Origin of the sequence: Psychrobacter sp. Sarcosine-02u-2, from assembly GCF_002836335.1 — a bacterium.
Taxonomy (GTDB): Bacteria; Pseudomonadota; Gammaproteobacteria; order Pseudomonadales; family Moraxellaceae; genus Psychrobacter; species Psychrobacter faecalis.
In genome coordinates, this window is the sequence record NZ_CM009136.1 from 1 (window position 1) to 11,462 (window position 11,462).

An 11,462-nucleotide genomic window follows, 5' to 3' on the forward strand; every position below is an offset into this window, starting at 1 on the left:
GATATTAAGCTCCTGACTTTTTAAGGTCAGGAGCTTAATAGGGTTTTTAGGCTGTGCATTTACATGTTTGCTATGCGTTTAAGTAAAAACTCTACACGACTGGCATCATCCCCTTTGCCTTTGTACCCATAAGCCTTATCTACTGCTCTATCAAGGGCGATATGAGCTTTGGTTAGTTCAGGGTAAGGGTCAATCATGTAAGTATTGTAAAGCTTAGCAAGCGTTGGTGCATCCTCGCTATCGTCTTGGTAATGCTTACGAGCGTCTAAAACAGCTTGAGCAGCTAATCCAATAGCGTCTTTGGCTTTAACTGTTTTGTTATCTTTGGCTTTAGCATCAAAAGGATATGGGAAATTGTTATAAACGATAGTGTTTGAATAGTTATAACGACTTTCTAGACGCCCCGCTGTTAGCCTCATGAAAGCATTGTGCATACCACTTGATAAAATCCCAAAGTGATAGGTAGTAGCATTAGTAATAATATATATTTTATTTCCTGCAATTATGTCCTTATCTAAGAAACCGATAGGTATATAACGCCTATTTTCAGAAGAAACTGTTGGCAATCCTATGTACGGACTATTTGTATGTCTGCGTTCATCAAAGAGATGAGGCGTTTCAGCCTTTTTAATAGTAGCTAATTTAGTGCTTGATAGCCTTGAGCTTTTAACGTTTTCTATACGGCTTTGGACTAACGGCATTTCTCTCAAGTCTTTATTAAGCTGTAAAGGATCACAACCATCAAACCAGAGACACCAACGCTTAACGTCATTAAGAAATTCATAACCCATCATATAACGCTTTATATATTTCTCAGCAATAGGCTCTAATCCAATCAATTCTTTATACTCATCATCTGATAGCAACAAGTTACCACCATCCGTAGGCTGATTACCACGTGACATTTCTAGCTCATTAGAAACTTGCTTTTTAGCTCTATCAAAAAATACTAACGCTCCATCAATCAAGTAACCATTAATTATTTTTGCTTTGTTTGGTGTAGGGTCACCGGATATATCATCATAGCTAAAGATAGCTTTATCTTTACGCTCATGCGTTGAGTAGCCTACGATTACACAATGCACCCCTGCCACACCTTTACCCTCATTCGTCCATTTAAACGTATGGTGGGCGAAATTAATATGACCACAACATTTTTCAAGCAAATACTGCCACAAGTTAGCTACATGCTCACCTTGAACGATAGAGTTAGTAGACACAAAAGCCGTTTCGATATGGTGTCCTTGTTTGGTGACTGACTGCATATAGTGCATGGCTTTGACGTACCATCCTGATACATAATCTAAAGACTTATACTTTTTGATATTGATTGCCACATGCGCCATATCAGCTTTTTGTTCTTTATTTTGATAGGCATAACCAATAAAAGGCGGATTACCCATCACAAAATCGCACTCATTAGCCGTTAGAACATCCTCCCAGTCAATTTGCAGGGCATTACCCTCGGTAATGTGTGGACTGTACACAATGGGCGTTGTAGGGCGTGTCGTACCAAAACGCTCGGCAGTGGCTTGGTTAAGCTGGTGATCCGTGATCCACATTGCCACCCTTGCGATATGAGCCGCATGGGGTTCAATCTCGATGCCATAAAACTGCTCAACCGTGACTTGACACATACTACTAATATCAAGCAGACCTCTTTGATCACCATAAATCTGTGCAATCAGCTGATTTTCTAGCAGTCGCAACTCACGGTAAGCAATGATTAGGAAGTTGCCACAGCCACAAGCAGGATCAAAGAATTTTAATGTAGGTAGTTTTTCATAGAGTTTTATGGCTCTAGGCTTGTCTTTAGCGCACTTTGAAAACTCATCACGCAGCTCTTGTAAGAATAAGGAGTTGATGACCTTTAAAATATTCTTTTCACTGGTGTAATGAGCACCAAACTCACGACGTTTATCGTCGCTGTCGGCTGTGTCGTCTATATCGAGTACGCTTTGGAACATTGAACCAAAAATAGCAGGGCTAATCTCGCTCCAATCAAGGTTATTGCACTGAACAACGAGGTTATAGAGGTTTTCATCAAAGTAAGGGATACGGATTGACTGAGAGAACAGATCACCGTTGATATAGGCAAAAGCTGCATAGCTTTCAGGTAGGCGACTTGAGCGATCTTTAGTGTTTAAAGTATCAAACAGCGTGGTAAATACCTCGTTAAGGTTGCTACCGTCACTCCTTGCCTCATTCGTGAGTAACCCATCTAATAAGTTTTTTTGGCCAAAGATGCCGGTGTCATCAGCAAAGAAACAAAAGATCAGTCGAGTTAAGAATAGCGCTAATTCATCGGCATTGACCCCATCGGAGATAAACGCTTGATGCAGCTTAGCGACCATTTCAGTTGCTTGACGGTTAATCGGGTTTTCTTCAACGATCTCAGCCATTGCCGCATTTGGCGCTAAGAAGTCCAACCATTCAGCATTTTTAGGGAGATCAGCAAGCCGACACTTATATTCTTTGATATTCAGAGGGTTTTCAATATCGAATAACCATAGTTCATCGAAGTTAGACAGCACAATATATCTTGGCTTATCTGCTACGCTTAGGCGTTCATAGTATTTGCTGACTTGGTTATAAGCTTTATTAAGATCAAGACCACGGCTTTTTTGTTCAATCATGACCAGTTTAGGAATAAATGCATCAACATACTTTTGAGATTTATCATCTTTTAGACGATGCTCAAACGCTTTGAGCTGTACTTGACCTGATACACCATAAGCGTTAAATATTTGTGTCCAAAAATTCTGACTTTGACCCCTCTCATATCCCTCAGCGTCTTTATAATCATGGATAATACGGTGTAGCTGCTCACGGATATGCTGATAGTCTAAACTCATTGGTAGCCTTACTGTTTTGTTTAATAGAATTGCTGCTAATAATACTCATCATTTTGACTGTTTGAAGCTTAATTCTTATTTACTTCTAAATTTATCCCAAAATTCATCAATACATTCATCCAATAAATCAGCATCAGATATGACGTCTGACTGCTGTTGTAGAAAACTTATATCCATTGCAGTACTGTAATCTGCATACTTTTTATCTATCATGTTATGGAAAAAACCTTCATCATTCGAGTCATCTGGGTAAAACATCTTGTGTAGTGACCACCAGTCGTTAAAAAATCTGCAAAAGCTTACTAGCTGTTTTTTATCGTATTTATAAACAACATATGGATAAAATTGAATAGGTAAATGTGGAAAAAAATCTATCAATGTAGTCCGAATTGCTTCTTGTTGCTTCGTTAACTTTTCAAAATAATTAATCATTTTTGTAATCCTATGAGTTTAGGGCTGAAAGGGTCACTGCAACTCAGCAAATGAGTCATGTACTCTCTAACATACCTAGGCTCTTGTAGTTGTTTTTTCAGCTTCATCTTAGCTTTAAAGTAGCTATCACAATCTGACCAGTTACCTACGATTGAGGGTTCTTGGTGTAGTAGCTCCGCATACTTATCTGCTTGCGCTGGAGTCATACCTTTAACCTCTTCATCTGTAACACCGTTTATCCAATCGATACTATGAGGATCTCTTACTATGCCAAGAGGTTTCGTATCTTTTTCCTTAATTTTAAACCTAAAGGTAAAGCCTGCAATCTGACGCCCTTGCTTATGCTGCTCATAAGTAGCTGTAATGTCCGTATGATCGTTAATCTGCTTTATAGCATGGTCTAATACTTTTGCTTTAAAATTATTCATCTGTTTGTATTTATTAGGCTCAACCCCTAGCATCGAGCGTAAATTATCAATCATTATCTTATTGGTTTTACCCACTGAGCGCCAACGTATCATTAATTCATATAATCTAATGGCATATTCACTTTGCAAGCTACTTACTTGCCTTAACTCATATTCGGTATAGCAGCTATCAAGGCGTGTTATTAGCGGAATAACATCACTCGCAAAAGTTAGCTCAACACAGCCCAGTTCATCAGCATAAGCAATCTTCTCTACCCAACGGCTTTTATAATGTATGTTCTTACCGCTCGCCTCTTCTATCTTGTCGTAACTAAATCCTGCTTCATACAACCCGTTAACTGCACGTTTCATGGCTTCGTATGCAGTATGTTTTTCTACACTGAATTGCTGCTCATAGCTTTTAGCGTAAAGGCGCAAAGGTTTACCTACATCAATCAGCTTGTTTTGCTCTCTTGCTTCAATGATTGCTAGGAATATAAGCCGCTGCTCTGCCACTCCTAAGCTATAACTTGCGCCCATCAAATCGTTATCTTTAGAAACTATTTGTTTTTTGGTCATGGCTGTCTTGCCTGTAATTGAACAATGTATAAATTAAGCATAACCATAACATTAAATATATATCGCTACAATAGCAATTAAAAAGTATCTATAAGGTCGTAAAAGGTAGCTTTATGGGTCGTAAAAGGTAGCTTTATGGGTCGTAAAAGGTAGCTTTATGGGTCGTAAAAGGTAGCTTTATCAGCTCCAGAGTCCTTTACTGGTAAGCTCTGTAGCTAACCTAAAAGCTTTTAAAAACTATTAAAAACATTAAAAACCTTTTTACTTATTATTTAGTAAAGTTTCTTCAAAAAAATAACTCATATCAGCCTTATTACCTTTATCCTCATCAAAGTCACGTTATATACTATTATATGAATGAGGTTTAATTGCAGACCTATTGATACTAAAATATGATGTACATTGTATTGAACTTTAATAAGCAAAAATCCCTTCTGTAGCATTGATACAAAAGGGATTTAAACCTACTCTACTTATGAGATCAGAGGTCTGAATAAATGAAATCCATCAAGTTTTGTGCTTGTGTCCTACAGTCATTGGGTTTAAATATTTAATTTGCCTCATAGTCAAGTTAATGCGATAGTTGTTCACTGAACGTTCTGAACAGTTGTACTGAACAGCCATTAAAAACGTACTTGAACACTAGGTGAACCATGAACATATCGGTGACGAAAGCAGCAAAAGAATGGGGTGTATCAAGAACAACAATCTACCAGAAAGTCAATAATGGTGAGCTTTCCAGAACCGCAGACAAGAAAATAGACATTGCAGAAATGTTGCGAGTGTTTGGAGAGCCGATTTCTAAAAAACGTACTGAACGTTCAATGAACACTGTCCAAAGTACACCGCTGAACAGTCAAAGTGTTCAGTACAGTACAGACATTGAACACCAGTTAGCACTCGAAAAGCTTAAGAACGAACATCTTAGCCAACAAGTGAGCGATCAAAAGAAGGTGATAGAAAATTATCAGCAGCAGATCGGTCAGCTTAACAAAACACTGGATAAAGCCAACGCCAGTATTCAGGATTTTGCCCAAGCTAGGCTACTAGAATTTAAAAAATTTGAGCAGGGCTATGAGCCGCCGCCACTAGCCCAAGAGAAAGAAAAAACAGATGACTTAAGCGTAGCGACGACCCAGAAGAAAAAAAGATGGTGGGAATTTTAGTGTTTTAATGATTAGGAGTTTATGGCAGTAAGATACAAGACACTTAAGAATTATCACCAGATAGGAATTTTAAATAATCTACCGTTTTGACCATCATCATGCAATTTGAGTATAATCTCTTCTGGTGTAAACACTGGGACAGGCATACCTATTACTTCTGAGCTGATAGAAGTAATAATGATTTGTAGACCTTGATTGCTATAGGTACGTAATACCTCTAATAAAATAGTTTTTTTGCGATGATCTAAACCCTCGAAGGCACCATCAAGGTATATAAATCTTGGATAGTTGTTTTCTATATAAGCTAGCGATACAGCTAAATCAAAAGCTATACATAGTAGTTTTTGGTAACTATCCCCATCACCCTCACTAGTGCTATCGCCGTTCTTATTTTGATAGTTTGCCTCAAACTCAAAGTTCCCTTGTTTGTTTAGAAAAACAACAATAGACCCTTCTTTATCTAAAACCTGAGAGATAATATCGTTAAAATAAATACGAATTTTTGCAAATATATTTTCAGAGTTTTGATGTACGTCACTTACATTTTTTTGTAAAAGCTCTTCAGTTGATTCTAGCTCAGCATCTAGCTTTTTTATATTATTTTCTAGAGATAATATCCTTTCTATAGTCTCTTTCTGGTGTTCTAGGAAAGCTATATCCCCTTGAATGTTAGATATATTCCTATTAGACTCCTTGAATTTTATTACTAATTCTGTCTCTGTTAAGAAGTTTAAATGACTTGCTCTAGATTCATTAAGAGCAATTAAATCTCGCTGGATATCAGCTAGCTCTACTTGTAGGCTTCTTAATTCTTCCCTTAAATATAGGTTTCTTTCGTCCGTAATAGCTTTATTAAACTCTATTAACTGGTCGAAACTCTTGCTTATTTGATCGGGGAATATCACATTAGCTTCACTAAATAAGTTCATTACCTTTTCAGTGTTGAATTTTATATTTTCTGTATTTAGTGACTCTCTAATGCGATTAATATTATTTTTTAAACTATATTCAAGTATGTTTTTATCAGCAATCTCTTGATCGACTCTGCTAACAAGCAGCTCAATAGCATTTTGATCTGACTCACTGAAATTAAAAGCATCAACGAACGCTTTCAATTTACCAAGCTCTGTACTACGAAGGAGAATTTTATTGTTAATACCACTTAGTTCTTGACTGGCATTCTTGGTGTCAAAGAAAGAAAGCGTTGATATCTGTTCTTTCAGTTTTGAAACTTCAATTTGCTTGTTGTAATGCTCAGTGGCAAGGTCGCCATCAAATCCTAGCAAATCAGCCATATAAGGCTTCCAATCTATATCTTTCCCTCTATGTTTATCTAATTTAAAAACCGACCTGAAGTCACCTTGAGTTCGCACAAGATAACCAGTTATCTTGCGATAATGATAATTACCTAGTACATCAAAGCGCAACTTACCTTCTAACAGAATCTTGGCTTTATCAAGGGCAACATTGTGGTGATCCCAGAACTCGTCAGAAGATTGCCTAAAATCCTGATGTTTTTCATTATGAGATTTAAAGCTTATTTTGGTGTTAGTAGCCACACTACGTCGGATAGTTAAAAAACCTCCATCATTCAATGCAATTTCTAGAAAAAAAACAAAGTCTTTAAAGACTTCGAAATTTTTAAACAAGAACTGTCCATTATCTCTCTTAACCAAGAGCATAAAGTCTAAAAGCTTTACTAATGTGGTTTTTCCTAAGTTATGAGTATCTCTATTAATATTTTTTGAGTCTGTGATATTACCAAGCACAACATTAAACCCATCGTTAAAAAAGATAGGCGTGAAAACCATGGGTTTGTTGCTATAAAGCTTAGATATTTTCATATTTTTTTTCTATATATTCGATTGAGTCTGTTCTGGTTTTATATTCTATCAATCCTAAAAGGTATAGGAAATTCAACGATGGCATGAACAGAAACTCGCCACTAGTAATGTTTTCCTTAACGTATTTTAGTAATACATCATAGTTTAAGACACGCTCTTTACGTAGCTTATTTAGCATAAGATAGCTTGTATAAACCAGCGTCTGATCTGGATGGTTATGCTTGTTAGGGCTAATCATTGTCAGCGTCTCCTATGTCACAGTTCCAGTACATATAGAACACCATGATTCTAGTCAATTGTATATTTCGATTTAAAAAACTATCTCTATTAACTAACAATTCCACTAACTCATCAAATATATCATCGAAGTATTCGAGCTCCCTCTTTCTAGGAATTATAAATTTAATTTGAAACTCTTCGACAGCCTCTTGATATTGATTTTGCAATGATTGATTCATAGGATCTTTTAAAAAGAGATCTATTTGTTGCATATACATCATATATTGCTTTCTAAGATATTCTGCAATATCTTCCCGCATATTATTAATTATATTTTTCTCAGCGTAGGTAGTCCTTACTATGGGTGAAAAGTTGTTAATAACGGCCTTGCTATCAAAAACCTTAGCGAACTCCTCAATTAAATCTGCTAAATCACTAGGTCGAATAATGGGTGCTTTAGTAAGTGGCGTTAAATTAACCATATCCACCATGTATCTATATTTTCCTAACCATATATTAAGGTCATCTCTTCCTAATACGGCAATCCTACCTAGATCTAAGCCTGTTTCATTAGCTAGATAACTTGTGATTTCAGCTTGAGTGCCACCAGACAACTTACGATTAGCAAAGAGCATGTAGCTATCAAGCTCTTTCTCCTCAATAAGCTTCACAATTTTTTTTACTTCTTTAGCCACAGTACAGGTTTTAGAGGTGGCACTGAAAAACCCTGTATCATTGTAAGACTTATCAATCCCGTTAGTGTGCTTAGCTTGTATTATTGTAATTCCTTCCCAAGGTGATCGTTTACTTGGATATAAGTCTGCTATCCCGTGAAACTTTGCATCCCTACCTCCATCACGACCTGAGGAGAATCCTTGCGTTCCTTCACCCAAAATTTCTTTGCATATCAAAATAACTAACTCTTCAAACTCTCCAGAGTTCATATCATGGTAATGGAACATTTTATTCCTTAAGGTTACTAACTTAGAAAGGTAAGGCTTCAAATAGATACAGAAAGTATTTAGGTGGATGATTCCGCTATCCTAGCGGAATCAATAATGTATTCATGCTAATGATCTAACAAATACTCTTCTAGCGCATCGTTAATCATATCTTGGTAGTTTCCGCCGGTCTTTTTCGCCTTATCCTGGAATCTAGCAATGATACTAGGACTCACGATACTGGCACCGACCATATGATCATCTGGCATCACACTACCACGAGTCGCGCCCGACCAATCCGTCACTTCAGGCATATCAGACAAATCTATATCATCATCTGAAAGCATCGCCAATCGTTGCAAGTTGGCTTCTTGCTCAGCGCTTAAAGACGGCAATTCATTTGCTTTATAGCTAACCTTGTTCATAAAACCTCCTTTCAACCTTGGTGGCACGTCGTGCTGATATAATACGGATAACCTCACCACCCTCACTATCTCTTTGAGTATGAGCGACCAGTAATACCGCAACCCCATTCACTGCGCCAAGTGCTTGCCACCGCTCTTCACCATTTTCATATCGGTCTTGCTGACGCAAACACAAAGGATCAAAAAATACCCGAGCTGCTTCTTCAAAGGATAAGCCATGCTTGCGTTGATTACTGCTATTTTTCTGTTCATCCCATTCAAATTCAATCATTGATCACCGTCTTCAAGCGTATTAGTGCTAGGCATTGTTTGATAATCAAAAGACAGCGGTATGCTATTGGTTTCTGCGACCTGATGCAAAAACAGCTTAATGGCCTGAGAAGGCGTTAAACCATAGCCCTCCAGCACCGAAAACGCCTTATCTTTTAATTCTTGATCGAGACGGATATTATAATTGGTTGTGCTCATAGCATTACTTATCGCTTATTTATGTACATTCAATATAAGCGATAAGTAACGTTAATTCAATAATTTTAGGGCTTTGGACTTTCATGAATAGTGATAGTAACGCGCTATCCATCCAATCCACGCAGGAAATCATCAATTTTCTGTCTTAGCTCTTTTTGTATGACGTAGAGTTCGCTCGCGCTACATTCTCTTAGCAAACGTTCCTCATCTTTTAGCTCAAACATTTTTTTACGTATGCTATCGCTATGAGCTTCGTTTTCTAAACCAAAGGTGTTAAGACGCCCCATTTGACGGTGGTATTCTCGTTGCGCCTCTTCAAACATCATGAAATGGTTACTTGCTACTGATATGCCTTCAATACTCATAAATTACTCCTTTTTACACTAGGAAAATGTCCCTTTATGAATTTTTTATTTATTTACTATCAATGACTTACCTATCAAGAAGAGATCTATTGCTTTTGATTACAGCTTTTCTTTTCATTTCCTCTAACAAGGCATCGTAATCTATTTCTTCATCGTCTTGGTTGTCACTTTTAGAATCATCACTATTTGTATCGTTCTCTTGGATTGACTCATTGCCTTGTGAACTAATTAAATTTTGTTCAGTAAAATCATGCTTTACCTCAAGCCCACTATTAGCATTATCTGTAGCTACAGATAATTCCTTTGACTGTTTTTTATAGCGGTAGAGATAGCTCCTTAGCGTGGAAACCGACAACTCCAAATCATGGCTTTTAGCCAGTATCTCAACGACCCCTTCATGAGTGTAGGTATCAAGCAAACCTTCGATTACCTCATACAGCGACCGAAATTTTGAAAATTTTGTTCTTTTAGCCATCGTTATTCACCTATAAGAGCACCAACATTGATTACCCGTCTTTTGCAGTAGAATTGCAGTCATTACGCAGCAATAATGCAGCGGATATGCAGTATAATCGCATCATTATAGGTTATTTGCCTCACTTATGCAGTAATAATGCAGCTATTTCGCAGTAGAATTGCAGTAGTAACGCTCTTATAAGCCTTTTTAGCTAAAAAGGCTTACTACAGGTAGAAAATAACCGATTTTTCTACCTGCTTTTTGGTCATTAAATTATTCAATTTAATGACTACACCTTACGCACCCTAAAGGGATGAAAAAAAGCATTTTAAATCAGTAACTTACCTGATTTAAAATGCTTTTTTCTGCATGCAAAGTGCAAACAAAATTAATTTAAGTAGCTGATTTATATGGTATATTACTGTATGCAATCTGCAAACAAGGATAATCATGAGTACCCCTACCGTATCATTTAGATTAAAGCCAGAAATCTACCTAAAGCTAGAAGCGATAGCAGCAGAGGCAGGGCAAACGCCTGGTGGCTACTTAAAGAAAAAGCTGGAGTCAGATACCAATAACTTTCTTGAAGACCTTCAGTTTATGAAAGGAGATATTAGTGAGATTTTGCACTTATTGCAGTCGGACGATGAAGGGTCAAAGGCAGTAGAGAGCACATCAAATCAGAATGATATGGTCAAGGCTTTGATGCCGATAGTGCTAGAATCGTTATTAATACTAAGAGAGGTAGCAGCCCCTAATAAGGTTTCCAATGCTCAAAGATTGGTCGATAAAGCAGGAATAAAAGCATACAATAGTTTGGATTAATAATTGCTTTAACTAAATAATTTTATTCTTCAATTTGCCATGAATATACTAATGACTAATATTCAACTCAAGAGGTGATCGTATGGGACAAGCAAAGAGTAGAGGTACTAAAGAACAGCGTGAAGCAGAAGCTAAGAAAAGAAGGTTAGAAAAGCTCAATATTAGCGAAAGACCTATTGAAGAAATCTACAAAGAATTTGATCTTCCTAATGATAGTGAGTTTCTAGGCTATATTATAAATATCGTAGAATCTGATGAGTTTGTAGCTAAATTTGAAGATACGCCTGATCAAACAAATATAGCTTATGCAAAAATACCAGATTTGGGATTAAGGTTTGAGGACTTTTCCGAAGCCCTAGATATAGCTAAAAAAGTAGCAGAAAAGTATAAAACCGATATATGCTTTTTATTCGAAACTTCTGACCAGTTTAGGGTTATCCCAACATTTACTGTTAATTTAGCTGATTTTGCCCACTAAA

Annotated in this window: 13 protein-coding genes and 1 pseudogene; 3 read left to right on the forward strand and 11 right to left on the reverse strand. The window is 37.0% G+C overall.

Features of this window, described 5'->3' with window-relative positions; translation table 11 throughout:
• Positions 1-59 precede the first annotated feature (59 nt).
• From CXF58_RS00005 to repM, 3 genes are all read right to left on the reverse strand, one after another.
• The gene (locus tag CXF58_RS00005; RefSeq protein WP_102076189.1) at positions 60-2,855 is read right to left on the reverse strand and encodes a DNA methyltransferase; all 2,796 of its coding nucleotides are present in this window, start codon (positions 2,853-2,855) and stop codon (positions 60-62) included.
• A 75-nt stretch (positions 2,856-2,930) separates the two neighbouring features.
• On the reverse strand, positions 2,931-3,287 hold the full coding sequence (locus tag CXF58_RS00010) for a hypothetical protein (protein WP_102076190.1): 357 nt from the start codon (positions 3,285-3,287) through the stop codon (positions 2,931-2,933).
• Positions 3,284-4,273: a replication initiation protein RepM gene (repM, locus tag CXF58_RS00015; protein ID WP_102076191.1), complete on the reverse strand. Its 990-nt coding sequence runs from the start codon at positions 4,271-4,273 to the stop codon at positions 3,284-3,286. The genes CXF58_RS00010 and repM overlap by 4 nt, the downstream gene beginning before the upstream one ends.
• A gap of 653 nt (positions 4,274-4,926) precedes the next feature.
• Between repM and CXF58_RS00020 the strand changes: the two genes are divergently transcribed.
• Positions 4,927-5,439, forward strand: a complete 513-nt coding sequence (locus CXF58_RS00020) for a plasmid replication DNA-binding protein (protein ID WP_102076192.1) — start codon at positions 4,927-4,929, stop codon at positions 5,437-5,439.
• Positions 5,440-5,492: 53 nt separating this feature from the next.
• Here CXF58_RS00020 and CXF58_RS00025 read toward each other — a convergent pair whose 3' ends face one another.
• The 8 genes and pseudogenes from CXF58_RS00025 to CXF58_RS00060 all read right to left on the reverse strand — a co-directional run bounded on the left by CXF58_RS00025 (position 5,493) and on the right by CXF58_RS00060 (position 10,176).
• The gene (locus CXF58_RS00025; RefSeq protein ID WP_102076193.1) at positions 5,493-7,283 is read right to left on the reverse strand and encodes a DUF2326 domain-containing protein; all 1,791 of its coding nucleotides are present in this window, start codon (positions 7,281-7,283) and stop codon (positions 5,493-5,495) included.
• On the reverse strand, positions 7,270-7,521 hold the full coding sequence (locus tag CXF58_RS14105; RefSeq protein ID WP_102076194.1) for an ABC-three component system middle component 8: 252 nt from the start codon (positions 7,519-7,521) through the stop codon (positions 7,270-7,272). Before CXF58_RS14105 ends, CXF58_RS00025 begins: the two co-directional genes overlap by 14 nt.
• Positions 7,514-8,464: an ABC-three component system protein gene (locus CXF58_RS00035; RefSeq protein ID WP_102076195.1), complete on the reverse strand. Its 951-nt coding sequence runs from the start codon at positions 8,462-8,464 to the stop codon at positions 7,514-7,516. The genes CXF58_RS14105 and CXF58_RS00035 overlap by 8 nt, the downstream gene beginning before the upstream one ends.
• A 107-nt stretch (positions 8,465-8,571) precedes the next feature.
• A complete protein-coding gene (locus CXF58_RS00040) occupies positions 8,572-8,868 on the reverse strand; it encodes a hypothetical protein (RefSeq protein WP_228706490.1) in 297 nt (98 codons plus the stop codon).
• Positions 8,855-9,139: a BrnT family toxin gene (locus CXF58_RS00045; protein ID WP_180952478.1), complete on the reverse strand. Its 285-nt coding sequence runs from the start codon at positions 9,137-9,139 to the stop codon at positions 8,855-8,857. Before CXF58_RS00045 ends, CXF58_RS00040 begins: the two co-directional genes overlap by 14 nt.
• Positions 9,140-9,180: 41 nt before the next feature.
• A pseudogene (locus CXF58_RS00050) lies at positions 9,181-9,336 on the reverse strand (type II toxin-antitoxin system RelB/DinJ family antitoxin); the annotation flags it as partial.
• A gap of 104 nt (positions 9,337-9,440) precedes the next feature.
• Complete coding sequence (locus CXF58_RS00055; protein WP_102076196.1) at positions 9,441-9,701, reverse strand: hypothetical protein; 261 nt, start codon at positions 9,699-9,701, stop codon at positions 9,441-9,443.
• A gap of 67 nt (positions 9,702-9,768) precedes the next feature.
• Entirely contained in the window at positions 9,769-10,176 is a 408-nt protein-coding gene (locus tag CXF58_RS00060) for a hypothetical protein (protein WP_102076197.1), read from the reverse strand.
• Between the two features lie 432 nt (positions 10,177-10,608).
• On the opposite strand from CXF58_RS00060, the gene CXF58_RS00065 reads away from it, so the two are divergent.
• Positions 10,609-10,983 (forward strand): hypothetical protein, encoded by a 375-nt coding sequence (locus CXF58_RS00065; protein ID WP_102076198.1) that lies wholly within the window; start codon positions 10,609-10,611, stop codon positions 10,981-10,983.
• Positions 10,984-11,065: 82 nt separating this feature from the next.
• Entirely contained in the window at positions 11,066-11,461 is a 396-nt protein-coding gene (locus CXF58_RS00070; protein ID WP_102076199.1) for a hypothetical protein, read from the forward strand.
• Position 11,462 lies beyond the last annotated feature (1 nt).